Source organism: Maribacter litoralis, assembly GCF_902506355.1.
Classification (GTDB): Bacteria; Bacteroidota; Bacteroidia; order Flavobacteriales; family Flavobacteriaceae; genus Maribacter; species Maribacter litoralis.
Window position 1 is genome coordinate 3560434 of the sequence record NZ_LR733271.1, and the last position, 26604, is coordinate 3587037.

18 protein-coding genes are annotated in these 26604 nt (G+C 35.9%); 4 read left to right on the forward strand and 14 right to left on the reverse strand.

All coding sequences use genetic code 11. The features are described 5' to 3' along the window. Positions 1-63: 63 nt before the first annotated feature. The 3 genes from EXIGUO8A_RS14955 to EXIGUO8A_RS14965 are packed head-to-tail and all read right to left on the reverse strand — an operon-like array spanning position 64 to position 3732. A complete protein-coding gene (locus EXIGUO8A_RS14955; RefSeq protein WP_159303760.1) occupies positions 64-834 on the reverse strand; it encodes a hypothetical protein in 771 nt (256 codons plus the stop codon). A 25-nt stretch (positions 835-859) separates the two neighbouring features. After that, the gene (locus EXIGUO8A_RS14960; protein WP_159303761.1) at positions 860-2416 is read right to left on the reverse strand and encodes an FMN-binding glutamate synthase family protein; all 1557 of its coding nucleotides are present in this window, start codon (positions 2414-2416) and stop codon (positions 860-862) included. A 5-nt stretch (positions 2417-2421) separates the two neighbouring features. After that, a complete protein-coding gene (locus tag EXIGUO8A_RS14965; protein WP_159303762.1) occupies positions 2422-3732 on the reverse strand; it encodes an amidohydrolase in 1311 nt (436 codons plus the stop codon). A gap of 267 nt (positions 3733-3999) precedes the next feature. Here EXIGUO8A_RS14965 and EXIGUO8A_RS14970 point away from each other — a divergent pair, with 267 nt between their 5' ends. Together EXIGUO8A_RS14970 and EXIGUO8A_RS14975 are read left to right on the forward strand one after the other, a co-directional pair. Continuing rightward, a complete protein-coding gene (locus EXIGUO8A_RS14970) occupies positions 4000-6258 on the forward strand; it encodes an ATP-dependent helicase (protein ID WP_407658233.1) in 2259 nt (752 codons plus the stop codon). 42 nt (positions 6259-6300) lie between these two features. Further along, positions 6301-6921, forward strand: a complete 621-nt coding sequence (locus tag EXIGUO8A_RS14975; RefSeq protein WP_116772350.1) for an L-threonylcarbamoyladenylate synthase — start codon at positions 6301-6303, stop codon at positions 6919-6921. 81 nt (positions 6922-7002) lie between these two features. On the opposite strand, the gene EXIGUO8A_RS14980 is transcribed toward EXIGUO8A_RS14975, so the two are convergent. The 3 genes from EXIGUO8A_RS14980 to EXIGUO8A_RS14990 form a co-directional block, all read right to left on the reverse strand. Next, positions 7003-7857 carry an OmpA family protein gene (locus tag EXIGUO8A_RS14980; protein ID WP_116772351.1) on the reverse strand — a complete coding sequence of 285 codons (855 nt, stop codon included), beginning with the start codon at positions 7855-7857 and terminating at the stop codon, positions 7003-7005. A gap of 98 nt (positions 7858-7955) precedes the next feature. Further along, positions 7956-8957, reverse strand: coding sequence for a glycosyltransferase family 2 protein (locus EXIGUO8A_RS14985; protein ID WP_159303764.1), 1002 nt, complete (start codon positions 8955-8957; stop codon positions 7956-7958). Between the two features lie 12 nt (positions 8958-8969). Further along, positions 8970-9416 carry a type I restriction enzyme HsdR N-terminal domain-containing protein gene (locus tag EXIGUO8A_RS14990; protein ID WP_159303765.1) on the reverse strand — a complete coding sequence of 149 codons (447 nt, stop codon included), beginning with the start codon at positions 9414-9416 and terminating at the stop codon, positions 8970-8972. Positions 9417-9442: 26 nt separating this feature from the next. Between EXIGUO8A_RS14990 and holA the strand changes: the two genes are divergently transcribed. Continuing rightward, positions 9443-10444, forward strand: coding sequence for a DNA polymerase III subunit delta (gene holA / locus EXIGUO8A_RS14995; RefSeq protein ID WP_159303766.1), 1002 nt, complete (start codon positions 9443-9445; stop codon positions 10442-10444). Positions 10445-10447: 3 nt separating this feature from the next. Here the strand turns inward: holA and EXIGUO8A_RS15000 are convergent, their stop codons facing one another. Then, positions 10448-10825: a DoxX family protein gene (locus EXIGUO8A_RS15000; protein ID WP_159303767.1), complete on the reverse strand. Its 378-nt coding sequence runs from the start codon at positions 10823-10825 to the stop codon at positions 10448-10450. 294 nt (positions 10826-11119) lie between these two features. On the opposite strand from EXIGUO8A_RS15000, the gene EXIGUO8A_RS15005 reads away from it, so the two are divergent. After that, the gene (locus EXIGUO8A_RS15005; RefSeq protein WP_159303768.1) at positions 11120-13900 is read left to right on the forward strand and encodes a M16 family metallopeptidase; all 2781 of its coding nucleotides are present in this window, start codon (positions 11120-11122) and stop codon (positions 13898-13900) included. Positions 13901-13973: 73 nt separating this feature from the next. On the opposite strand, the gene EXIGUO8A_RS15010 is transcribed toward EXIGUO8A_RS15005, so the two are convergent. From EXIGUO8A_RS15010 to EXIGUO8A_RS15040, 7 genes are all read right to left on the reverse strand, one after another. Beyond that, on the reverse strand, positions 13974-16385 hold the full coding sequence (locus tag EXIGUO8A_RS15010) for an alpha-ketoacid dehydrogenase subunit alpha/beta (RefSeq protein WP_159303769.1): 2412 nt from the start codon (positions 16383-16385) through the stop codon (positions 13974-13976). A 157-nt stretch (positions 16386-16542) separates the two neighbouring features. After that, positions 16543-19392, reverse strand: coding sequence for a M1 family aminopeptidase (locus tag EXIGUO8A_RS15015; protein WP_159303770.1), 2850 nt, complete (start codon positions 19390-19392; stop codon positions 16543-16545). A gap of 8 nt (positions 19393-19400) precedes the next feature. Beyond that, positions 19401-20087 carry an LOG family protein gene (locus tag EXIGUO8A_RS15020; RefSeq protein ID WP_058105885.1) on the reverse strand — a complete coding sequence of 229 codons (687 nt, stop codon included), beginning with the start codon at positions 20085-20087 and terminating at the stop codon, positions 19401-19403. 37 nt (positions 20088-20124) lie between these two features. Further along, complete coding sequence (gene uvrA / locus EXIGUO8A_RS15025; protein ID WP_159303771.1) at positions 20125-22956, reverse strand: excinuclease ABC subunit UvrA; 2832 nt, start codon at positions 22954-22956, stop codon at positions 20125-20127. Between the two features lie 116 nt (positions 22957-23072). Beyond that, on the reverse strand, positions 23073-23909 hold the full coding sequence (locus EXIGUO8A_RS15030; protein WP_159303772.1) for a universal stress protein: 837 nt from the start codon (positions 23907-23909) through the stop codon (positions 23073-23075). 69 nt (positions 23910-23978) lie between these two features. Further along, on the reverse strand, positions 23979-25031 hold the full coding sequence (locus EXIGUO8A_RS15035) for a response regulator (protein WP_159303773.1): 1053 nt from the start codon (positions 25029-25031) through the stop codon (positions 23979-23981). 3 nt (positions 25032-25034) lie between these two features. Then, the gene (locus tag EXIGUO8A_RS15040; protein ID WP_159303774.1) at positions 25035-26546 is read right to left on the reverse strand and encodes a sensor histidine kinase; all 1512 of its coding nucleotides are present in this window, start codon (positions 26544-26546) and stop codon (positions 25035-25037) included. Positions 26547-26604 lie beyond the last annotated feature (58 nt).

The following is a 26604-nucleotide window of genomic DNA, read 5'->3' on the forward strand; positions in this document are numbered from 1 at the left end:
ACGAAACAAGAACGTCCAAATTTTTCAATTAGTATAGTACTTCATCGATGAAATACAAGTATTTTAATTTTTAACGTCTCCCTTGGCCATATCATAAAATGCTTTATAATCTGGTTGAAACTTAATTTGCAACGATTCTCGTAAGCCACCGTCTTGTCCCACAGCAATTACGCGCTCTCCGTTTACACCAAAATCCTTGATTAAAATACTGGCAATGGCGGCAGCTTGCTGCAAGGCAATATTCATTTCTCCTGTAATATTTAAGCTAGCAACGGTAATAACACTTTTTGGGTTTGCATTGGCAACTTTAGCTACATTCTCGATCCAACCTTTCGACTCGCTTGAAGGATTCAGGCCTACACCATCAGTAAAGAAAAAATCTAATTTTTCTGAAATAATAACCGACCCATCGGAAACACTAACTTTAGCATTCTCACCTAAAGCTTGCTTTGCATGTGTCAGTATTACAACAGCGGTAGAATCATTACTTGAAACGGCATCTGTTATACCTTTTAATTGTTTTTCCTTGCGTTCTAGGGTTGCTAATGTTTTATTGATATTCTCGGTATTTTGGCTTGATAATGTCGCAAAACTGTTGAGATTCTTCATTAAAGTTGCATTGGCATCTTGTAGTTCGGTTACTTGAGATTGGTATTCTTCTGAACGTTGATTGGCTAATTTCTCATTTCGTTGAGAAGTGCTTACCATTCTAGATATCGAATCTAGCTTATATTTTAAATCTTGATTTTGCTCAATTAATTCACTTTTTTTCTGAGCTTGAACAGAACTCAAGGCCAATAGAAAAATAGCTGAACTTAAAAAAAATCGTTTCATAGTAATATGCATTAAATAGGTTAATCTAATTTTTGCCGCCAAGATACGAACAGTCTTTTAAATCTTGTACACTTGTAAACGGTACTTTGGCTTTATTGTAGCCATATGTAGATGCCAAGCTTTTATTTAAATCGTTGTCGTCTACATTTACTTGAACATCATCCATGGTAAACTGGCTTGGGTGTTCATAACCGGCAGCATGGGTAATCTCTAAAAATTCTTTTCTGAAAGTGCTAAAGTATTGTGCTAAACGGTCAGATTTCAAAGGGATATTTATACCCTTTTGTAACCATTTACTTTGTGTCGCAATACCCGTTGGGCATGTGTTGTTGTGGCAAGCTTGTGCCTGTATACAACCAATACTCATCATAGCTTCTCTTGCTACATTGATGCAATCAACCCCCATTGCAAATGCCATAGCGGCTTTGGCAGGAAAACCTAATTTACCAGATCCGATAAAAACAATTCTGTCCGTTAGTTTTCTATTCAAGAAAACCCTGTAAAGACTAGAGAAGCCATATACCCAAGGTAAAGAAACATGGTCTGCAAATGATGGCGGAGCGGCACCTGTACCACCTTCACCGCCGTCTACTGTTATAAAGTCAGGGCCTTTACCGGTTTCTAGCATTAAATCTGCCAGTTCTTCCCACTGGTCTAATTTACCTATAGCTCCTTTTATACCAACAGGTAATCCTGTTACTTCTGCTATTTCTTCAATAAATGCTACTAGTTCCGTTACGTTTGAGAATGCTTTGTGTGTTGCTGGTGATAGTACATCTTTGCCAACTTCTACGCCTCTGATCTCAGCAAGCTCGGGAGTAATTTTTGCACCGGGCAACACTCCGCCTTTCCCAGGTTTTGCTCCTTGAGATAATTTTATCTCTATGGCTTTGATAGATGGATTGTCTTCGACTAATTTTTTCATCTTCTCCATTGAAAAATTTCCATCAGGAGTTCTTACACCAAAGTAACCGGTACCAAAGTGAAAAACAATATCACCACCATGTTTATGGTAGGGGGAGAGTCCACCCTCACCCGTATTATGGTATGCTCCCGCTTTTTTGACACCTTTGTTCATTGCTTCTACGGCAGCAGCGGATAAGGAACCAAAACTCATTGCAGATACATTTACAATGCTGCTCGGTCTAAAAGGTTTTCTTCTATTATTGTGTTGCCCCATAACCTTAGCGCATGGCAAAAAATAAGGGTCTATGGCATTTGGGTGCCCTTCAGGAACAACAAAGCCCATCATTCTATTTTTTACGAAAATATGCTGGTGAGCGTAAAGGTCTCGATCAGAACCAAAACCTTCATAGTTATTTTCTTTTTTTGCCGATGCATAGATCCAGCCTCTTTCTATTCTGTTAAACGGAAGCTCTTCTCTGTTGTTGGCAACAAAATACTGTCGCATTTCTGGACCTATACTTTCTAACCAATACCTCAAATGCCCAACAACAGGGAAGTTATGTTTTATAGTATGTTTTTTTTGAATAAAGATATCCCAGATAGCTACTAAAAAAAGAAACAAAAAAATCCAAGCCCACCACGGTGGACTTGGAATAGTATTTAAAATTTGACTCATCAAAATTATCCTTTTGGTTTAATGTCTAAACGTGGTGTTAAATCACTGTTTAAGTAATCAATGCTCATTTCGGTAAGTGCACGAACCCCTAAAAGTAAGTCACTATCATCAATTAAAAAGTCTGGTGTATGGTGTGGGTAAGATTCTGTATTACCGGGTGTCATTCCTCCTAAGAAAAAGAAGAAACCTGGTGCTTCACGTTGAAAGTATGAGAAATCTTCTGCTCCAGTAACCGCTTTTTGTGTTTGTACATTAGCTTCGCCAGCAACTCTTTTAATGGTAGGTAGCATTTGCTCTACCAATTCTGGGTTGTTATAGGTAATGTCCGTAGCATCTTTTATAACACAGGTTGCTTCGCCACCATAGGCTTTTGCAATATCACTTACCATTTCTACCATGCGCTTATTTAGCTTGTCTTTCATGTCATAGTCCAATGTTCTAATGGTACCGATCATTTCTGCAGATTCTGGAATAATATTAAAGCGTACGCCACTTCTAATTTTTCCAACCGTAATTACTGCTGCTTCATTAGTAAGATCAGTCTCTCTACTGATAATGGATTGTAGACCGTCGATAATTTTAGCGCTGATTAAAATAGGGTCGACACCAGACCATGGTTGAGACCCGTGAGATTGTTTTCCTTTAACGTTAATGGTAAATTCCTGTGCTGCTGCCATAGTACCGCCAGACTTGTATTTAATAACGCCAACCGGGGTTTGCGAATTAATGTGCAGACCAAAAATGGCATCAACTTTAGGGTTGTCCATAACGCCTTCTTTAACCATTAATAAAGCTCCGCCTTCTTCTCCTGGTGGTGGTCCTTCTTCAGCAGGTTGAAAAATGAACTTGACAGTTCCTTTTATCTTATCCTTGTTTTTTGACATAACCTCTGCAACACCCATTAAAATAGCAGTATGGGTATCATGGCCACAAGCGTGCATAACACCTACTTCTTCGCCCATGAATTCTGTAGTGACCGTAGATTTAAAAGGTAAGTCATTTCTTTCGGTTACAGGTAAGGCATCAATATCTGCTCTAAGTGCCACCACTTTGCCAGGTAAATCACCTTTTAATAAACCTACAACGCCAGTATGTGCAACACCGGTCTGTACTTCGATACCTAAAGACTCTAAGTGCTTGGCGATTTTTTCCGCTGTTTTAAATTCTCGGTTTCCTAATTCAGGATTTTGGTGTATTTCTCTTCTCCAATCGATTACCTTGCTTTCAATAGCCTTGTAATCTTTTTCAAGATTAGGTCCTTGTGCCTGTACGGATACTCCGAAAAGTACAAGAGCCAACAATCCTAGTTTTCTCATAATGTATATTTAAAGTTAGTTAAAGTAGTCGTTTAACAAATATATTGATGAATCCTGCATAATACTAAGATTAAGGTAGTGATTTTTCATTTATTATGAAATTGAAAAAAATAGCCGTATTTGTTTATAAATCTAAGTAAGTTCACTTTTACTATCCCTCAATAATAGCTAAATTCACGCCTCTAAAAGAAAGAAAATTTGAGCTCATTTATAGATGAATTGAACGATGCCCAAAAGGCTCCCGTTTTGCATAAAGACGGACCGTTAATGGTTATTGCCGGGGCAGGATCTGGCAAAACCAGGGTATTGACATATAGAATTGCACACCTTATGGCCCAAGGTGTAGACTCTTTTAATATTTTGTCGCTAACATTTACCAACAAGGCGGCACGTGAAATGAAAGAAAGAATTGCGCAAATTGTTGGTGCATCCGAAGCTAAAAACCTTTGGATGGGAACCTTCCATTCCGTATTCGCTAAATTATTACGTATCGATGGAAATAAACTTGGGTACCCGGCAAACTTTACCATTTACGATACACAAGATTCGCAAAGGCTTATTGCATCCATTATCAAAGAAATGGGACTCGATAAGGATATCTATAAGTACAAGCAGATTCAAAACAGAATTTCCTCTTTTAAGAATAGTTTAATAACGGTAAAGGCCTATCGTAACGATCCAGATTTGGTGGAGCAAGATGCCATGGCCAAAAAGCCAAGAACCGGTGATATTTATGAGAATTATGTAGACCGCTGTTTTAAAGCGGGCGCGATGGATTTTGATGATTTATTACTGCGAACCAACGAGTTGTTGACACGCTACCCAGATGTACTGATGAAATACCAAGACCGATTTAGGTATATTTTGGTTGATGAGTACCAAGATACCAACCATTCTCAGTATTTGATCGTAAAAGCATTGGCAGATCGCTTTCAGAATATTTGTGTTGTGGGTGATGATGCTCAAAGTATTTATTCATTTAGAGGGGCGAACATTAGCAATATTCTAAACTTTCAGAAAGATTATGATAATGTAGGTATGTACCGTTTGGAACAGAACTACCGATCTACCCGTAACATTGTAAATGCTGCAAACTCTGTCATCGGAAAGAATCAAAACCAAATCGAAAAAGTAGTTTGGACGGATAATGACGATGGTGGGGCGATAAAGATTCATAGAAGCCCTACAGATGCTGAAGAGGGTAGGTTTGTTGCTAATTCTATTTGGGAACATAGAATGCAAAAGCAAATGGGCAATGGTGAGTTTGCCGTATTGTACAGAACCAACTCGCAATCTAGGGCTATTGAAGATGCTTTACGTAAAAGAGATATACCTTATAGAATTTATGGTGGATTATCATTCTATCAAAGAAAGGAAATTAAAGATGTACTGTCTTATCTACGTTTGGTCATCAACCCTAAAGATGAGGAAGCTTTAAAAAGAGTGATTAATTTTCCTGCTAGGGGAATTGGAGGTACTACACTAGATAAGTTAGTAGTGGCTGCCAATCATTATAATCGTTCCATTTTTGAGGTGATGGAGAATATAGAGCGAATCAATCTTAAAATCAACTCTGGAACCAAACGTAAGCTTCAAGATTTTGTAACCATGATCAAGAGCTTTCAGGTCATGAACGAAACCACCGATGCTTTCACCTTGTCTGAGCATGTTGCTAAAAAAACAGGTATTCTTTTGGAGTTTAAAAAGGATGGAACTCCCGAAGGTATCGGTAAAATGGAAAACATAGAAGAACTATTGAACGGTATCAAAGATTTTGTTGAAGGACAAAAAGAGATCGATGATGCTACCGGTAATATCAGTGAGTTTTTGGAAGATGTTGCCCTTGCCACGGATTTAGATAATGATACCGGCGATGACGATAGGGTAGCGTTAATGACCATTCATTTGGCAAAGGGATTGGAATTCCCGTACGTTTATATCGTTGGTATGGAAGAAGACCTTTTTCCATCGGGTATGAGTATGAGTACGCGTAGTGAGCTCGAAGAGGAGCGAAGGTTGTTCTACGTTGCACTCACTAGAGCCGAAAAACAAGCGTATTTGACCTATACCCAAAATAGATATCGTTGGGGGAAATTAATTGATGCCGAGCCTAGTCGTTTCTTAGAGGAAATTGATGAGAAATATGTTGAGAATTTAACGCCTGTAGATGGCGGTTATCGTTACAAATCGCTCATTAATGCCGATATTTTTGGTGAAGTTGACAAGAGTAAATTACGACAGCAAAAACCGGTTAAAGGCACACCGCCGCTTGTAGGGCAACCGAACCCAAATCAATTAAAGAAACTTAGAAAAATAAAGCCCCAGTTATCCGAACCTGTGGGTAATACGAATAAAATTGACCCTAACTTAGCTGTAGGGTCCCTAATCAACCATACCCGTTTTGGTCGTGGTAAAGTGGTAAAAATTGAAGGTACCGGTAATGATAGAAAGGCAGAAATAGTATTTGATAAAGGCGATATTAAAAAACTGTTGCTGCGTTTCGCAAAGTTAGAGGTGATCGGATAGTTTTGGTATATTTAATATCAATTTGGTTTAAATGCTAGTGCTATGGCGGAGTTTATTAGAATATACGAAGAGAACCCTAACCCCAAGGAGATAAAAAGAGTGGTGGAAGTGTTGCGTAAAGGTGGTTTGGTTATTTATCCAACAGATACTGTTTACGGTTTAGGCTGTGATATTACCAATACGAAAGCATTGGAGAAAATTGCCCGAATTAAGGGAATAAAATTAGCGAAGGCAAACTGGTCTTTTATTTGTACCGATTTAAGTAACCTCTCAGATTATGTTAGACAAATTGATACGGCTACTTTTAAAATATTAAAGAGAGCTTTACCAGGACCGTATACCTTTATTCTACCAGGTAATAATAACTTGCCAAAAGAATTTAAAAAGAAGAAAACCGTTGGTATTCGCGTACCCGATAATAGTATAGTTAAAGCTTTAGTGGAAGAATTGGGGAATCCTATCGTTTCTACTTCTATTCGCGATGAAGACGATGTTCTTGAGTATACTACCGATCCCGAATTAATTTATGAGAAATGGAATAATCTGGTCGATATTGTAATAGATGGCGGATATGGTGGTAACGTCGGTTCTACCATCATTGATGTTTCCCAAGGTGAGCCAGAAGTTATTCGTGAGGGTAAAGGAGATTTAGATATTATATAAATAACTTTTTATTTTAAATTTTAAGCATAAAAAAAGCGGCTCAATTGAGCCGCTTTAATTTTATAATAATACAATCAATTATTAGTTGTTGATTGCAGGATCTTTCATTCCTTCTTCAATCATGCTATAGAACTGATCGATTTTTGGAAGAACAACGATACGGGTTCTTCTGTTTTTAGATTTTTCCGTTGAAGATACTGGTACATATTCTGATCTACCAGCAGCAGTCATACGCTTAGGGTCAACATTGAAATCGTTTTGCAAGATACGTACAACAGCTGTAGCACGTTTAACACTTAAATCCCAGTTGTCCAATAAAGAACCATTTCCTCTATAAGGTACGTCATCTGTATGACCTTCAACCATAAATTCAAAATCTGGCTTGTTGTTAACCACTTTCGCTACTTTACCTAAAACTTCTTTTGCTCTTCTAGTTACGTTATAGCTACCGCTGCTAAATAACAACTTGTCTGAAATAGATACGAAAACAACTCCTTTTTCAACGCTGATTTCGATATCCTCATCATCCATATTTCCAAGCACACCTTTTAAGCTTTGTACCAAAGAAAGGTTTACAGAGTCTCTACGTGTAATAGCGTCGTTTAACTTACGAATAGTTAAATCTTTTTCTTGTAAGCTCTCTAAAGACTTTTCTAAGTTTTCAGCACCTTTTGTTGTCAAAGTTGTTAGGTTGCCCATATTGTTGATCAACTCTTGGTTGTTCGCTTTTAAAAATGCATTCTGATCTTCTAAAGTTTGAAGTCTAGATGAGGCAGTTGCTTTTTCTTCTAAACAGTCATTTAATTTTACCGTTGCAGAGTTCAATAAGTCTTGTGCATTTTTGTGTTTTGCTTCAAGATCTGCATACTTCTTTGATGATACACAAGAAGAAAGTAAAAGTGTTACTCCAAGACATCCTAATAATACTTTTTTCATAATTTGATTCTATTATAATAATTTAGTTATTTACTTAATTTCACATTTAAGTGACATCAAAATTATAGAATTACAAAGTCACTTATATGTGTTGTTAGTTAATCTTTTACTAAAATGTTAAAATTACTTATTCTATGTACGAAGTAAGACCATACAATGGACTTCGTTATATAGTATTTTCTTAGGAATTGCGTTTTTTCCCGTTTTTTGTACATTTTTCTAAATTGTCTGTAAAAGCTTAAATGAGCTCTAAAAATAGCGAAAAAGTGTTTAAATCTTAATTGAAAAAGAAATCGTATTGCCGCAATGCCATCTAGCAATAATCTTAAGAAGATGATAATAAAAGCCTTTCTTCTTGGTAGGTTCTTTGTAATGGAGAAAAGTGTGTTCCTAAAATTTAAATAAGTTTTCTTTGGGTTCATGTTACTCAGGGTTGAACCGCCTAGGTGAAAAACATGAGAAGTACCTACATATAATATTTTGTAACCATGGTTTTTTGCTCGCCAGCAAAGGTCAACTTCTTCTTGGTGTGCAAAATAATCTTCATCAAAACCGTTAAGTTCGTGAAATACCGATTTCTTTATGAACATACATGCACCGGTTGCCCAAAATATTTCTCTTATATCGTTATATTGACCGTTGTCTTTTTCCAAGGTTTGAAACAGCCTTCCTCTGCAAAAGGGATAACCTAATTGGTCAATAAAGCCACCAGCTGCTCCTGCATACTCAAAATGGTCTTTTTTAAGTAGGTCTAATATTTTTGGCTGTATAATTGCGGCATCAGGTACATTGTTGAAGGTTTCCTTAATAGGGGTGAGCCAATTGGGAGAAACTTCTACATCTGAGTTTAGTAGACAAAAAATATCTGCATCAACATGTTTTAGTGCATCATTGTACCCTTTTGTGAATCCACCGTTCTCCGTATTTTGAATGATTTTTACCGTCGGATAGTTTTTGGTTACGAAAGTAACCGAGCCATCTGATGAAGCATTGTCGGCAACGTAAATATCGGCTCCTTCAGAATATGAGATAACAGAAGGTAGGTACCTTTCTAAAAGCACTTCACCATTCCAGTTTAATATGACTACGGCTATCTTCAAAACGATCGCAAATTAACGGCTAAAATCAGGAATTTCCTGCATGAATTGGTATTTTTCCGCAACAAAGTCCATTTGACAGTAATAATGGGAGAGTCCGTTAGTAACCATTAAGTAGTTGGCATTAAGTTTAAAGTTGTACTGCGCAATCTGATCAAAGGTGTTTTGAGAAATTGTTACTTCAGGTGCTTTGCATTCCACCAGTATGTCTAGCTTTCCGTCTGGTTTAAATACTACAATATCATATCTCTTCTTTAATCCGTTTAAAGTGATCTGTTTTTCAACGTTGATATGACTAATTGGATATTTTTTTTCTTGTATTAAAAATTTCACCACATGTTGTCTTACCCATTCCTCTGGCGTAAGCACAATAAATTTTTTACGTATTTCGTCAAATATTAAGGGTCTATTTTCGCTATTTTTGACCCTGAAAGTGTAGCTAGGAAAATTTAGTGGCTGCATTATACAAAGTTGATGAATTTTTCTGAATGGATGAAGCTGTACAAATAGTCAATACGATTAAGAAAGGACAAATAAGTCCTATTTACTTTCTATATGGCGAAGAGGCATATTTTATTGATAAGATATCAGATTATATCGGAGCTAAGGTCCTTACGGAAGAAGAGAAGGGCTTTAATCAAATGGTACTTTATGGAAAAGATGTTTCTATAGATGATATCGTAAGTAATGCTAAGCGTTACCCAATGATGGCTGAGAGACAGGTGGTAATCGTAAAAGAAGCTCAACACCTATCTCGAACTATTGAAGATCTTTGTTCATATGCTGAAAACCCGCAACAATCAACGGTTCTGGTTATTTGCTATAAATACAAAAAGCTAGATAAGCGTAAAAAATTACATAAAATCATTAAAAAGAACGGTGTAATTTTTGAAAGTAAAAAGCTCTATGAAAACCAGGTTAGCGATTGGCTTAGAAAGCATTTGTTGAGTAATGGTTATACTATTTCCCATAAAGCTTCTTTGTTGTTGGTTGAATACCTAGGTACAGATTTAGGAAAAATCAGTAAAGAGCTAGATAAGCTAAAATTGGTACTGCCAAAAGAAACAGAAATTAATCCTCAGCATATTGAAGAACATATTGGTATTAGTAAGGACTATAATAATTTTGAACTAAAAAGAGCTATTGGTGATAGGGATATTGTAAAGGCTACTAAAATCATCAATTACTTTGCTCAAAACACTAAGGATAATCCTTTTATATTAACGATTACCTTATTGCATTCTTTCTTTACCCAACTGTTGCAATATCATGGACTAAGTGATCACTCACCTAAAAATGTTGCCAGCACATTACGAATCAATCCATATTTTGTGAAAGAAATACAGACCGCGGCAAGAAATTATCCCATGAAAAAAGTAAGCGCCATTATTTCTAGTCTTCGTGAAATGGACCTAAAGGGGAAAGGGGTAGGAGCATCACCGATGAAAGAGGCCGATTTGCTTAAAGAGCTTTTATATAAAATTGTATAAAGCCTACTTTCTGTCAATACCAAATTTACCGGGTCCTAATAATGCAATCGTAATAAATGCAACTAAATAGAATAGGGCTTTTTCCTTTGTGCTAAAATCATCTGCACCATGAGCTATAAAAGCAGCGACCGCCATGGTTATTGCTGGTGGAATTGCCGCTAACCGTGTTTTAAATCCTATGATAATTAAAATAGGACATACAAATTCACCTATTACCGCCAAGAATAAAGAAGGAGTTGCTCCTATGCCAAATGGGTCGGCAAATTGAAAATCTCCTGAAATTAATTTTTGAAACTTTGGTAGTCCGTGGGTCAGCATCATTGCTGAGATTGCAATTCTAAAAAACGCTAAACCAATATCTTTTAACAAGGTGTTTTTCATTAGTGTGATTTATTTCCCTTAAAAGTATCATTTTTTTTTGTTTTTTGCTTATGTGACCGCTATTTACTGGTTTGTTATATGGTCTGTTTTTTAAATTATAGACAGCCTTGTCTTAGTTTTCAATACGTTAGATATATGCTACAAATTGTTAAATAATAAATCTTTTTTTTTAATGGATATGTAAGTAATAGAAGAGGGTTTATTATTTATATGTTTTTTCTTACTTAACGTAGTGATTGCTCCATGTTTTTTTAAAGATTATATTTACTAGAATCATTAAAAAAAGTAATCATCATGAAAAAAACAATTTTATTTATTATGCTGTCCTTGTTTTGTTTAACCAAACATTGGGCACAAGAATTTGAATTTAAATCTGATCAAATAGATTTAAAATATGAAAAATTCGTATTACCGAACGGATTAACATTATTGGTGCATGAAGACCACAAAGCTCCTATCGCTGCTGTCAATGTATGGTACCATGTAGGGTCTAAGAATGAAAAACCGGGTAAAAGTGGTTTTGCCCATCTATTTGAGCACTTAATGTTTAATGGTAGTGAAAATTATAACGATGATTATTTTCAGGCATTAGAAAGAATTGGAGGAACTGATTTAAATGGAACTACCAATACTGATCGTACCAATTATTTTCAAAATGTACCCGTAGCTGCTTTAGATCAGGTGTTGTTTTTAGAATCTGATAGAATGGGACATCTTTTAGGAGCAATTGACCAAGAAAAATTAGATGAGCAACGCGGCGTGGTGCAAAATGAAAAAAGACAAGGTGAAAATCAACCTTATGGTAAGCAATGGAATCTTTTGACAAAAGCAATGTACCCTAAAGGTCATCCGTACTCATGGACGGTCATTGGGGAGATGGAAGATTTAAATGCCGCTTCGCTCGATGATGTAAAAGAGTGGTTTAAATCTTATTATGGGGCAGCGAATGCTGTAGTAGCGGTTGCTGGCGATATTAATCCTCAAGAGGTGTATAAAAAGGTGTTGAATTATTTTGGCGATATACCTGCTGGACCAACCATCGCAAGACAAGAAGTGAATATACCATTAAAAAGTACAGACACTTATGAGGTTTATGAAGATAGAGTTCCAGAAGCACGAATTTTATTTAGTTGGAATACGCCGGAATTTGGAAACAGAGAAGACATCCATTTTGATTTAATCTCTTCTATTCTAACCAGTGGTAAAAATTCTAGACTTTATAAAAGACTAGTTTATGATGAGCAGCTTGCTAGTTCGGTGGTTTCATTTCAGGCATCGAATGAGATTGCCAGTGAATTTATTACTTGGGCAAATGTAAAACCTGGCGGAGATATAGATAAGGTGCAGCAGATTATGGAAGATGAGTTGGCTAAACTCATTAAAGATGGACCAACAGAAAGTGAGCTTAAGCGTGTTAAAGCGGCTTATTTTTCAAGCTTTATAAAAGGTTTGGAGCGTATCGGTGGCTTTGGAGGAGTTTCAGATATCTTAGCTTCTAATCAAACCTATTTTGGAGATGCGGCCTATTACAAAACAGTGCTTGAATATGTTGAAAATGCTACAATTGCCGATATTCAAAATACAGCAAAAAAATGGCTAACCAGAGGAAAGCATGTTTTACTATGTAAACCTTTTCCAGAATACACAATTACCGATAGCACTATTGATAGAAGTAAATTGCCTGAGGTTGGAGAAGCTAAAAGCTCTAAGTTTCCAACTTTGCAAAGAGATAAATTATCTAACGGACTTAATATTGTTTTGGCAAAAAGAACGGGAGTACCGACCGTAGTCATGAATTTGATGTTCGATGCAGGCTATAAGACAGATTATCTTTCGAGTCCGGGTACTGCGGCATTATCTATGGATTTATTGGACGAGGGAACTAAAGATTTAAATTCTCTAGAAATAAATGAGAAATTACAATTGTTAGGTGCAAACCTATATACTTATTCTAGTCAAGATAATTCAAATATTTATCTAAATACATTAAAACCAAGTTTAGATGCTAGTATAGATTTATTTGCAGATGTTGTTTTAAATCCTGCATTTCCAGAAAAGGAATTTGAGCGTTTAAAAGATGAACAATTAAACAGAATACAACAAGAGAAGTCTCAACCGATTTCAATGGCTTTAAGGGTAATGAACAAGTATTTGTATGGTGAAGGTCACCCTTATAGTAATCCCTATACCGGTACGGGATACACAGAAACGGTTTCAAAACTTACAAAAGATGATGTACAAAAGTTTTATTCCACTTGGATAAGACCAAATAACGCGACTCTAGTGGTTACAGGCGATATCGATATGAAAGATTTGAAGTCTAAGTTAGAAAAGACCTTTGGGAAATGGAAAAAGGCAGATGTTCCAACCATTACCTTTACGACACCTAAAGTAGACTCAAAGAATACACTTTATTTGATGGACAGACCAGAATCTGAGCAATCTGTCATCTTAGCAGGACATTTAACTGAAAAGTATGGAGATGTTTCTCAAATTGCGTTAGAGCAAATGGTTAGTATTTTAGGTGGTGATTTTACCTCTAGAATTAATATGAACTTAAGAGAAGATAAACATTGGGCATATGGTGCAAGCGGATTTGTAATGGGTTCAAAGGCTGAGCGCCCTTTTATTATGTATGCACCGGTGCAAACAGATAAATCAGCGGAATCGGTTACGGAACTAAGAAAAGAAATTTCAGAATTTATTTCAACAAGACCGGTAACTAAAGAAGAGTTGGAAAAGGTTAAGACAAATCAAATATTAAGTTTGCCCGGTCAATGGGAGACCAACAGTGCTGTAAACAGTTCTATGGCGAATTTAGTAAATTATGGTTTGCCAGACGATTATTATCAAAAATACGATGCTAATGTTCGTAACCTTTCTCTACAAGAAGTTAGGGATGTTAGTAAAAAGATAGTTAAGCCAGAAGCTGTTAATTGGTTTATGGTGGGAGATAGGGCTAAGATTGCAGATAAATTAGATGCTCTAGGTTTTGATGCCATCATAGAGATTGATGCTGATGGTAAACCCAAAAAACCGGCTATTAAAGAAGTACAACAAGAACTTAAAAATTGATTTATTTAATACACGTAGAAATAAAAAATCCCATTATACAATGGGATTTTTTTTCTTTATAATAGAACGATTACTATCGTAATTTTGGATAGTCGTTCGGGCTTACTTCATGCATAATGTTGTATACCTTTTCAAATATATCTTCTCTATTCGGTTTTGAGAAATAATCCCCATCCGAACCGTAAGCAGGTCTATGTGCCTTGGCGCTTAAAGTTTGAGGTGCACTGTCTAAATACTTAAATGCTCCTTGTTTTTCTATAATTTCATTGAGTAGGTAAGCGGAGCAACCACCGGGTACATCTTCATCTATAACCAATAGGCGATTGGTCTTTTTCACGCTCTCTAAAACTTCCATTTCAATATCAAATGGTAATAAAGTTTGTGCATCTATAACCTCGGCATCTATACCTACTTCTATTAGTTCTTTTGCAGCTTTTTCGACAATACGTAAGGTAGACCCATAAGAAACAAGTGTAATGTCTTTACCTTCTTTTAGTTTTTCGACTTTGCCTATCGGGGTACAGAATTCACCTAAATTCTTAGGTTTCTTTTCTTTTAAACGGTATCCGTTTAAGCTTTCGATTACTAAGGCAGGTTCATCACTTTTTAACAGGGTATTATAAAAACCTGCTGCCTGGGTCATATTTCTAGGGGCTAAAATATACATGCCCCTTAACAAATGTATTAAGCCGCCCATTTCTGAACCGGAGTGCCATATACCTTCTAGTCTATGACCTCTTGTTCTTATGATTAAAGGTGCCTTTTGTTTTCCGGCAGTTCTGTATAACAATGAAGCCAAATCGTCGGTAAGCGTTGCTAAAGCATAAAAAATATAATCTAGATATTGTATTTCTGCAATTGGTCTAAGACCACGTAGCGCCATACCTATACCTTGCCCTATAATGGTAGTTTCTCGTATTCCGGTATCTGCAACACGTATTTTACCATACTTTTCCTGCATACCTTCCAACCCTTGGTTTACATCGCCAATAGCACCGGTATCTTCACCAAAAATTAAGGTATTAGGATATTTTTCAAATAGTTTATCAAAATTATCACGTAAGATAACTCTACCATCCACCAATTCTGAATCATCTTTATAGGCGGGTAGTATTGCTGTTATATTACTTGCTTTACTGTCGTTTTCACTGTAAAGGTGAGAACTGTATTTCTCTTGGGCTTCCGATAAGAAATTAGAGGTCCAATTGATTAAATCTTGTTTTTCTTGAGTATTCTCTCCTAGTAAATATCGTAAAGATTTTCTAGCCGTAATAGCAAGGTCTTTACGAACAGGCTCTTCGGTAGCAATTAAATCGTTCTTTAATTTATTCAGGAAATTTTTATTGGGACTTGTAGCCGCAACTTTCTCTATTAAATTTACCAATACCGTTTTATTGGTGAGCAGGGTTTTCAAGTATTCTTCCCACGCTTCTTTCTTAGCTTCCCTTACCGTTCGCTTTATTCTTTTTTCAATGGTAGCCAACTCTTCAGTAGTGGCAATACCTGACTCCAGTATCCATTCTTTAAAACGTTTATTACAGTCATGATCGCGTTCCCATTCTAAACGCTCATTGTCTTTATAGCGTTCATGAGAACCAGATGTAGAATGGCCTTGTGGTTGAGTTAATTCCTTAACGTGAATTAATACCGGTACATGTTCTTGTCTAGCGATATCAGCAGCATTTTCATAGGCATGCATTAGCGCCGTATAATCCCAACCATTTACTTTTAGTATTTCGTAGCCCGTTTCATTATCGGATCTTTGAAAACCTGATAAAATTTCTGATATATCTTCTTTAGTTGTATGAAATTTTGCTGGAACCGAAATACCATATTCATCATCCCAAATACTTATGACCATTGGTACTTGCAACACACCTGCTGCATTTATGGTTTCAAAGAACATACCTTCACTAGTACTTGCATTACCAATGGTACCCCAAGCTATTTCATTACCGTTAACCGAAAATTTAGCGCTGTCGAGTCCTTTTTGATTCCTGTAGACTTTAGAAGCTTGTGCCAAGCCCAATAAACGTGGCATTTGCCCGGCCGTACATGAAATATCTGCACTACTGTTTTTTTGTTTGGTCAAATCTTTCCAGCTACCATCGGCATTTAGACTGTGGGTTAAAAAGTGACCGCCCATTTGCCTACCGGCACTCATAGGCTCTTTTTCAATATCTGTAGTGGCATAAAGTGCATGAAAGAATTCTTTAGGGTTTAAGAGCCCTAAAGCCATCATAAAAGTCTGGTCTCTATAATAACCGCTTCTAAAATCTCCGTTTTTAAAAGATCTTGCCATGGCCAATTGTGGTAATTCTTTACCATCACCAAAAATGCCGAATTTGGCTTTACCTGTTAGCACTTCCTTTCTTCCTAATAAACTACAGGTTCTGCTTAAAAAAGCAATTTCATAGTCATTTATAATTTGTTCTTTGAAATCTTCAAAAGAAATATCATTACTGGTTTTAGAAGAAACATCCATGTATTAAACGTGTTTATACAAAATTACCGAATCAAGTACTTTTTAGCAACGCAATTGCCAGTTAATTTATTCCATATTTTTCAATAAATATGATGTTATTTTGAAAATATGTTAATTTTAACTGAAAATTCCGCCTACCGTATTAGATTTTCTCAGTTTAAAACCATTTTCTTGTGAATAGCCCTGTTAGGGTTTTTGGGCTTACCGTAATTATAAATCTAATTTTTTCACCATAATTGGGTTGTGATACTTCCCAACCGTTATTGGAATACATAGGTAAGTATAGCTCAAAGTAGTCTGTAACTAGATTTAACCTTACCCCGGAATCATACACGAATTTACCGTCAAAGTCTCTATTTTTAACTAAACCGGCGTCTCCGTATAGTTCGATCCATTTCCAAAGATTAAAACTTCCGTTTACGGTGGCCATCCAATCATTTGAAAATCTGTAGCGTTGATCTAAAAAAGATTTAAATCCGCCTTCTGCAATAATGATTTGCTGACTATAAATACCAGAATCTTCAGATCGACCTAAATAACCATAGTCAAACAAATAATCTGTAGGGCGGTCTAACGCAAAACTGAAAAAATCTGTTTGGGTTTTATTGCTCAAAAATTTACCGGCAAAGAATCTAAGGTTTAACTGCCTATTATTTTCAAATAATTTTCTGTATTCATATTCAAAAGATAGCTTACTGAAATTTCCAGCAAGTTGAAAATCTAAAAACCACGATTTATAATCTAAAATACCGTTATCCCTATTGATATACCGGGCATTGAAAACACTGTAATCTGGATTTTCTGGGTCGTTCGCCAAATTTTGTAATGAAGGGTCAAAATCCCTTAGAATATTGACATATCTAAATGATAAAAATTCCCTTTTATTTGACAATAGGTCTGCAGGTCGAAAGCCAAAGCTTACCGATGGTGTTATCGAAGTATATCTAGAATTTTCATTGAAATGTGATGTTGAAGCTCCAATACCATAATTGGCCACGTATAGACCGCTCTTGCTTAAATACTTTCTGTAGTTAAACTTCCCATATCCTACAAAAGCTTTTTCCCTAAACGAGTAAGAAGGGGCGAAGTCATATACAAACGGTCTTTCCAACAGGGTTTTATTGTAAAGTCTCATGCCAGGCACCCAGCCATCATACACATTAAAACTCAATACTGGTACATAGAAAACCTGATTGTAATACGGGTTTTCAGCATCTTTAAAAAAGGTAAACTTTAACTTCTTGTTACTGGATAAAAATCCTTTAAGTGATTTCCAATTATCTCTTTGATTAAACTCAGGAATTTTTTGATCGTAATTAAGTACCAACCTATCTTCTTGATTGTTGGGAATACTAAAAGTTTCTTCAAATTCAATATCACTGAACCAATATTCTGAAACAACAGAATCTTTCTTAAGACCGAAAACAGAAATAGGCACATTGGTACCTTCTTTATTTTTGATAGTTACTTGTAAAGAATCTGGCTCTTTTTTAACCTTCTTTATTTTAAAGTCTATTTTACGATCGGTGGATACATAATCATTAAAAAACCAGTTGATATCTACATCGGTTGAACGTTTTAAAATAGATTCAAAGTCATGAACCTTTACGTTATTTAATTTAAAATATTTGAAAAAGGTTTTTATGCTTTCGTCTACATGTTCTTTTCCAATATAATCTGCTAAATAGGCTAAACCTAAACCTGCCTTATACTTATTGGCGATTTTTTGATTAAACTTAATTAGCGAATCATTGGAGGTCTCTAGAGCCTGGTCTAAATTTTTACGAGCGGTTAAATTATATAGAAAGGAATATTGGTCGTTAAAATCCATCTTTGCCAATTCAAAACTTCTAAAGCCCCAAATTTTAGAAAGTTTACCCATCAATTTTTGGTCAGGATAGTATTGCTCAACAAAGGCTATCATTAAATAATTGGCAATGGCACTATTTAACCACTGTTCTTTACGTGGATTCAAGAACATGGTCTCTCTCAATATACTATTGATGGCCGTTTTTAGAAATTTCATTTCAAATTGAAATTGCTCTTCGTAAGGTCGTATAAAAGAGGGGAGTTGATTTATGCCGTAAAGAGGATCCTTATTGTAATCTAGCTCACTTACCAAAATCTTTTCATGTGGGTAATCGCCAAGATTGTTGTGGATGAAATTTGCAACCTTATTTATAGATAGACCTTGTCCGATCGGACTATATCTTGGAGCTCTAAAATCTGTCAAAAACGTCATATATGGCGTTCTGTGGGTGACAAAGTTTTTCTGGGTATTTAGAATGATTTCTCCGCCACGTTGTAAATTACCTTTTAATTGGGCGAATTGACCGTTTGGAAAAGATGCTTCTGATTCAACATCAAAATTGGAAGCTAAATATAGACTGTCTGGATACTTAAAGTTTATGACCGTATTGGTAACGTTCATATACATATCTTCAAGATTTTTGTTGGAGTATAAATGCCATTTGCCATCATAAACGGCAGGTGTTAAATACCAATCTTTTAGATAATAATCTCCTTTGTTACCATAGCCATAGGGCGTATACTTATTTGGAGGCAATTTTACTTTATAGGTGATGAAAATTTTGGTTGACGCCTCAGGAGGAAGAATGTCGTTCAACGTTACCTTTAAAATATCCTTACCCTCTGTACGGCTCCATTCCAGTCCATTATAATCATCATCAACTACACTGATAATAGTTGTTTTTCCACGTTCATCGGCTTTTGCCAAATGAAGTGATTTTTTAAATTCTTGTGCAAACCTTTTTGCTAATCCGGTATTCTTATCTGAATAGGCATTTGCCCAATCATTGAAATAAATGACACCCAGATTGTAGTTAGACTTGTTGTAATAGGTGAATTCTTGCTTTATATCTAACTCTTGGGTATACTCGTTTAAACTAACGGTTAGGTCAGTATTATACTGGGCATAACCAACGGAAATATTGGTAGCCAATAAAAAAATACAGAAATAGAAAAAGGAATAAAATTTACGTTTCAAGACTTGGATTAAAAATTAGGACTCATGCTGTGTCCTTTGTAAAAGGAATCTATAATCTCAACAACTTCTTCTTCGGTATCCACTATTTTGATAAGATTTAAATCTTCCGGACTAATATTGCCCATTTTAAGCATGGTGCCTTTAACCCAATCCATTAAGCCTGTCCAGAATTCACTACCAACCAAGATAATTGGGAACTTGCCTATTTTGTGGGTTTGTATAAGTGTTATCGCTTCAAAAAGCTCATCTAAAGTTCCAAAGCCACCGGGCATTACAACAAAACCTTGAGAATACTTTACGAACATTACTTTTCTAACAAAGAAATAATCGAAATCTAAACTCTTGTCATTATCGATGTAAGGATTATCATGTTGCTCAAAAGGCAGGTCTATATTTAGACCAACAGAAGTACCGCCTGCAAGGTTTGCACCTCTATTACCAGCTTCCATAATACCAGGTCCACCGCCTGTAATTACTCCGTAACCAGCTTCTGCAATACTTTTTGCAATAGAAACCGCCAGTTTGTAATATGGGTCTTCTTCTTTGGTTCTTGCAGAGCCAAAAATAGATACACATGGCCCAATCTTGCTCATTCGTTCAAAACCGTTTACAAATTCACCCATTATTTTAAAAATGGCCCAAGAGTCGTTGGTTTTTATTTCGTTCCAGCCTTTGTGATGTTTTTCTGATCTCATTCGTTAGTGCTATTCTTTATAGATAGTTATCTAATTATTATTTTAATTCCCTTTTTAAAAATTTAGCGGTGTAGCTTTTTTTGTTTTTGGCTACTTGTTCTGGAGTTCCTTTTGCTACTAACTGTCCGCCAGAACGACCACCTTCATATCCAATATCGATAATGTAGTCTACCATTTTAATTACGTCCATATTATGTTCAATAACTAACACGGTATTTCCTTTATCGGATAATTTATTCAAAACTTCCATCAAAACCCTTATATCTTCAAAATGAAGTCCCGTTGTGGGTTCGTCTAAAATATAGAACGTGTTTCCGGTATCTCTTTTAGACAGTTCGGTAGCTAACTTTATACGTTGTGCCTCTCCACCTGATAGGGTGGTCGATTGCTGCCCTAATGAAATATACCCCAATCCTACATCTTGTATGGTCTTCAACTTACGATGTATTTTTGGAATAAGTTCAAAAAATGACACGGCTTCGTTAATTGTCATTTCAAGAACATCTGAAATGGACTTGCCTTTGTAGCGTATTTCTAGGGTTTCCCTATTGAATCTTTTGCCATTACAGGTTTCACATTCCACATAAACATCGGGCAAGAAATTCATTTCTATGACACGAAGACCACCACCTTGGCAAGTTTCGCATCTGCCTCCTTTTACATTAAAACTAAATCTACCGGGTTTATATCCTCTAATTGAAGCTTCGGTAGTCTTTGCAAATAACGACCTTATTTCACTAAAAACACCGGTGTAAGTTGCAGGATTTGATCTTGGGGTTCTACCTATGGGCGATTGATTAATGTCAATAACTTTATCAATGTGTTCTAGACCCGTAATTTTCTTGTAGGGCATCGGTTTTTTAACGCCATTGAAATAATGTGCGTTCATTATTGGGTAAAGTGTTTCATTGATCAAGGTAGATTTTCCACTACCTGAAACTCCCGTTACTCCGATCATTTTGCCTAATGGAAACTTAACGGTAATGTTTTTTAGATTGTTACCCGTACATCCAGATAACACAATTTCATTACCATTGCCTTCGCGTCTTTTTTTAGGTACTTCAATTTCCTTGACACCGGTCATATAATCGGCGGTCAATGTATGCACATGTATTAACTCTTCCGGTGTGCCTTCAGAAATAATTTCACCTCCATTTTTACCGGCTTTCGGACCAATATCGATAACATGGTCTGCACGCTCGATCATATCGCGGTCATGCTCAACCACAATGACCGAATTACCTATGTCCCTAAGCGATTCTAACGACTTGATCAACCTTTCATTATCTCGTTGGTGTAAACCTATGCTTGGTTCATCAAGAATGTATAGCACACCAACCAATTGTGATCCTATCTGTGTTGCTAGGCGTATACGCTGCGCCTCACCGCCCGAAAGCGATTTGGAACTTCTATTCAGAGAGAGGTAATCTAAACCGACATCCAATAAAAACTGAATCCTGGTTTTAATTTCCTTAATGATTTCCTCGGCTATTTTTAGCTGGTTGCCACTAAGTTTTTTATCCAGACTTTTAAAGAACGAAGCAAGTTCAACAATATCTAGGTTTGCCAGTTCAGCAATATTTTTTTCCTCTATTTTAAAGTAAAGCGATTCTTTTTTTAAACGGTAGCCATTACAAGCAGGACATTTAATTTTGTCCATATACTCCTTTGCCCATCTTTTTATTGATGTAGAGGGAGCTTCATCAAACTGATTTTTAATAAAATTGGATATGCCTTCGTAATCAATTTTATAAGTGCGTTTAACCCCCAAAGTTTTCGAGTCTACTTCAAAACTTTCTTTACCGCCATTCAAAAGAATTTCAATGGCTTTCGCCGGTATCGTTTCTATTGGGTCGGTAATTTGAAAATTGTAACGTTCAGCAATAGTTTCTATTTGTTTGAACGCCCATGATTTTTTATAATCTCCCAAGGGTGCAATACCACCACCTTTAATTGATAATTTTTTATTTGGGAATATCTTTCTCTCATTTACCTCATAAACGTGACCTAATCCTTTACAATTGGGGCACATGCCTTTGGGTGAGTTAAATGAAAATGTATTTGGTTCTGGAGTAGGGTAAGAGATCCCTGTTGTAGGGCACATTAAGTCCCTACTAAAATATCTAGGTACTTCTGTACCTTCCTCAAGTACCATCAAAACATTATTACCACTGTACATCGCAGTATTGATGCTTTCTGAAAGGCGTTTATGGAAATCTTCGTTTTCAGCTACTTTTAACCGATCAATGACAATTTCTATATCGTGGGTCTTATACCGATCCACTTTCATGCCTTTTACAATATCCTTTATTTCACCATCAACCCTAACTTTTACAAAACCTTGTTTGGCAATTTGCTCAAAAAGCTCACGATAATGTCCTTTTCTAGACTTAATTACTGGGGCAAGAATGTTGATTTTTTTGTCTAGGTAAGATTCAATGATCAAATTTTTTATCTGCTCATCGCTATAACTCACCATTTTTTCTCCAGTATTGTAACTGTGTGCATCAGCAGCACGGGCGTATAAAAGCCTTAGAAAATCATAAATCTCAGTAATGGTGCCAACAGTAGATCTTGGAGATTTGGAGGTCGTTTTTTGTTCAATGGCGATAACGGGAGATAAACCATCTATTTTGTCAACATCGGGTCGTTCTAGACCTCCTAAAAATTGTCTTGCATAGGCCGAAAAAGTTTCAATATAACGTCTTTGCCCTTCAGCATATATCGTATCGAATGCCAATGATGATTTACCACTACCAGACAGACCAGTAATTACGACCAATTTATCTCGGGGTATGGTAACATCTATATTTTTAAGGTTATGAACGCGTGCGCCCTTAACCTCTATGTTTTCTTCAAAATTAATCATGTATTCACAGCAAAGTTGCAAAAGTACGATTTTGAGTGCGAATTACATACGTTCCCTTTTAGTTTGAAATAGTACAATCTCTTTATTTTTTAATGCAATTAAGTAGACTGGGCATTTTATTCATGTAAAACCAATAAAGGAACCGAGGACTGAAAAGTTAACTGTTCTTTGGTAGGATTGAAAAATAGTTGTTGAAACAGGTTTAAGTTTTTTGCTGCCAAGGTTAGCATTTCAACACTGTTTTCAACCAAATAGGTTGCAATGGTCTCTTTAATGTTTAAACCTTGTATTTCTTTGAAGCAGTGAAAATCGGTAAACATTTCTTTCAAGTAATCGTGCAAATATGCTTTATTGGCGACTTGAACATTTGAAAAAGTAGTTTTGGTTTGATTTATATGTACCACATCTAATGTTGCATTGGATATTTGCAATACTTCGGTCAAGGATTTAAGAATAGGGTAGGTGTAAAAAATATTATAGTCTGTAGGGAAGCCAATTTTACTAGGCTTTTTTATTATAGCCTTGTCGGATACGGCCAATACATTGCAAGGGACTTTAGTAATTACATTTATCGTATTATTTCCAAAAATGATATGGTCTGGGTCAGACACACCTTTTGCGCCCATAATGATTAAATCTATCTTCTTTTCAACAACAGTTTTTTTTATGATATCGGTAAAATTTCCATAATCCCTTAGGGCAATAAACTGATGTAAAACGTTCTTTTTTAGTTGAGCTAATTGTTCAAAAAAATGGTTTAATTTATAGTCGGTAGTTGATTGTTTTTCAATAGTTTTTAGCGCTGTCGAATTCTTTGCTTGGGCTTTATTACTCAATTCCTCTACATGTAAAATATAAAAAGTGCAATGGTCATAATTGAATAAACATGCCGCATAATTAAGGGCATTCCATGCATTTGCAGAGAAATCAGTGGGAATTAAGATATGTTTCATTCATATAAACTTACTACCCAAAAGTAATCTCTTCTTAAACGCTGATAAATGATATTTATCAGATTTGAATTAATTTACATATTGTAGAGCCTTTAGTTCTACAATCTGAATGTTTCTGCCTTCTATAATTATAAGGCCCTCTTTTTTAAATCCAGATAGGGTACGAATGAGACTTTCGGTAGCGATGCCGGCAACACTGGCAAGGTCATTTCTAGAAATTCTTATTGGTTCGTTTGGTTTTGTATTCATTAATTCTGCAAACTGTAGTAGTGTCTGTGCAGTTTTTCTTCGTACCGAACTATAGGCCATCTGTAATAATTGAGCTTTTATGATAGATATGTTCTCAGACAATAATTCCATTAATTCCATTGAAATATTCTTGTTCTCGTCTAATATCTTTTTGAGGTTGTCTTTTGATATGCCTGCAAGTTCAACGGCTTCTAATGCGGTAGCAGTTTCTTGATAGGGAACATTGTTTAAAAAGGAGGTAAACCCTAGGAAATCATCTGCCTTAGATAATGAGGTTATCAACTCTTTACCATCGGCATCCATACTATAACATTTTACAAGACCTTTTAAAATGAGATATATTTTATTAGATCTAGAACCTTCTTCATAAATGGTTTCTCCAGCATTAAAACTTGATATTTCACCATTATCGTCAAAGAAGTTTTTTAGCTCATGTACGGTACGCATTTCATTTTCAGACACACCGTGCTCTTTGGTGGTTTGATCTTGCATGCGTTTTATCAATTCAGCCTTTGCCAACCTGCTTTCAATGGCACTCATTAGGTCTTCTTCCTCAAAAGGTTTGGTAAGGTAATCATCAGCACCTAGGTCCATTCCTTTTCTAATTTCTTTATGCTCTGTTTTTGCAGATAGAAAAATAAAGGGGATGTGCTTTGTTTGTTCGTTGGTAGATAATTGTTCAAGCACACCGTAACCATCCAATTCTGGCATCATGATATCACAAATAATAATGTCCGGATGGATTTCAATTGCGGTTTCTACACCTATTTTACCATTAGGTGCGGTATTTACACTATAACCAGCTAATTCTAAGAGTTCTTCAGTGTTTTCGCGTAAAGCTTTGTCATCTTCGATTAAAAGAATTTGTTTCATTTGCTAGTTGGTTTTTAGTTTTGGAATACTTAGAATAAATGTAGAACCTTTATGTACTGTACTGGAAAATTCAAGACTGCCACCTAAATTTTCCATATGCTGTTTTGCGATATTTAACCCAATACCGGTACCTTGGGTCAATAAGGCGTTCTCTGCTCTAAAATAACGATTAAAAATATGTTTCTGCTCTTCTTCGGGTATGCCAATACCTTGGTCAATTACTTTAATGGTTGTTTCGGAGTCTTGATCATCTACTTTTATAGCAATGGTAGTATCCTCTGGAGAATATTTAATAGCGTTATGTATTAAATTTGATAATGCCAATTCTAAGGTCTTTTCATCAAAATTGATGTTCAAGGCATCGATATTTTCAGGGTAATCAATTTGTTGACCAGATTTTAAGAGCATGTTGCTATTGTACACCACCTCATTGACAATTTTACTCAACGGAAATTCTTCGACCTTGTAATTTACCTTGCCCGATTCTAAGCGTTCTACCGATAAAAAATCTGTAAGTATGGTATCTAAATACTTTACCTTGCTCTTAATCGTTGCCACGTGCTTGTCTCTTTTTGGCTGCTGATCGGTTTGGGTATATTTTCCAAGTAAGGTAATAGAGGTAAGTATACTGCTTAAAGGGGTTTTAAATTCGTGTGAAACCAATGATAAAAATCTGGTTTTTAGCTCGTTAAGTTCTTTTTCTACCGCCAGTGCTTCGGTTAATTGCTGTGTGCGCTCCTCAACTTTTTTCTCTAAATTTTCAGTGTAATTCTTTCTTTCGGTAATATCCAATATAAACGCTACAAAAACTTTCTTTTTACCTAATTCAGATAGTTGCAGGTGTATTTCAACTGGGTAGGTTGTGCCATCTTTTCTGCCGTGAATGGTTTCAAATTTTAATTTTGGGGTTTCTTCATTAAGCAAAGGTGAGATCAGATTTCTAAAGCTTGCTTCGCTGAAATCGGGCTTAATATCTACCGGAGTCATTTCATACATTTCCTCTATGGAGTAGCCAATATTTCTTTGCGCCTCTTTGTTTACATTTAAAAACTTGAACGTTTCTGCATCAAAAACAAAAATCTCGTTGAGAGATTCATCAAAAATGCGAGCCCAGTGACTCAATTCTTCTTCTTTGTTCTTTCTTTCGGTAATATCGATTACCAAGGCCATTACATAGGTTGAGCCATAAAACTCGAAAGGATTCAACCCTGCTTCAACCGGAAATTCTTTGCCGCTTTTGGTAATGCCGTAAAGATCTCTACCATGCCCCATTTGTCGTTTATCACTCTTAGCAATAAACTTTTCTACATGCTTGCTATGACCGGAAAGGTATCTTTTTGGTATAAGAATATCTAAAGACTTGCCTAACAATTCTCCTTTTTCATAACCAAACATTTGTTCTGTTGACGAGTTGGTTGCCACAACGATTTGTTTGGCATCAACAACAATAATACCTTCTGAAACCCCTTCTGAGAGTAAATTGAAAATATCGCTGTTTTTTTGAAAATCTTGCATATATCCAAATATATTGATTACGACTGATTTTTGTCATATGAATAGTGGGTTAAACGCT

Coding starts and splice junctions, on each gene's coding strand:
- EXIGUO8A_RS14955 (WP_159303760.1), bottom strand. CDS start 834: ATGAAACGATTTTTTTTAAGTTCAGCTATTTTTCTATTGGCCTTGAGT.
- EXIGUO8A_RS14960 (WP_159303761.1), bottom strand. CDS start 2,416: ATGAGTCAAATTTTAAATACTATTCCAAGTCCACCGTGGTGGGCTTGG.
- EXIGUO8A_RS14965 (WP_159303762.1), bottom strand. CDS start 3,732: ATGAGAAAACTAGGATTGTTGGCTCTTGTACTTTTCGGAGTATCCGTA.
- EXIGUO8A_RS14970 (WP_407658233.1), top strand. CDS start 4,000: ATGGTTATTGCCGGGGCAGGATCTGGCAAAACCAGGGTATTGACATAT.
- EXIGUO8A_RS14975 (WP_116772350.1), top strand. CDS start 6,301: ATGGCGGAGTTTATTAGAATATACGAAGAGAACCCTAACCCCAAGGAG.
- EXIGUO8A_RS14980 (WP_116772351.1), bottom strand. CDS start 7,857: ATGAAAAAAGTATTATTAGGATGTCTTGGAGTAACACTTTTACTTTCT.
- EXIGUO8A_RS14990 (WP_159303765.1), bottom strand. CDS start 9,416: ATGCAGCCACTAAATTTTCCTAGCTACACTTTCAGGGTCAAAAATAGC.
- holA (WP_159303766.1), top strand. CDS start 9,443: ATGGATGAAGCTGTACAAATAGTCAATACGATTAAGAAAGGACAAATA.
- EXIGUO8A_RS15000 (WP_159303767.1), bottom strand. CDS start 10,825: ATGAAAAACACCTTGTTAAAAGATATTGGTTTAGCGTTTTTTAGAATT.
- EXIGUO8A_RS15005 (WP_159303768.1), top strand. CDS start 11,120: ATGAAAAAAACAATTTTATTTATTATGCTGTCCTTGTTTTGTTTAACC.
- EXIGUO8A_RS15010 (WP_159303769.1), bottom strand. CDS start 16,385: ATGGATGTTTCTTCTAAAACCAGTAATGATATTTCTTTTGAAGATTTC.
- EXIGUO8A_RS15020 (WP_058105885.1), bottom strand. CDS start 20,087: ATGAGATCAGAAAAACATCACAAAGGCTGGAACGAAATAAAAACCAAC.
- uvrA (WP_159303771.1), bottom strand. CDS start 22,956: ATGATTAATTTTGAAGAAAACATAGAGGTTAAGGGCGCACGCGTTCAT.
- EXIGUO8A_RS15030 (WP_159303772.1), bottom strand. CDS start 23,909: ATGAAACATATCTTAATTCCCACTGATTTCTCTGCAAATGCATGGAAT.
- EXIGUO8A_RS15035 (WP_159303773.1), bottom strand. CDS start 25,031: ATGAAACAAATTCTTTTAATCGAAGATGACAAAGCTTTACGCGAAAAC.
- EXIGUO8A_RS15040 (WP_159303774.1), bottom strand. CDS start 26,546: ATGCAAGATTTTCAAAAAAACAGCGATATTTTCAATTTACTCTCAGAA.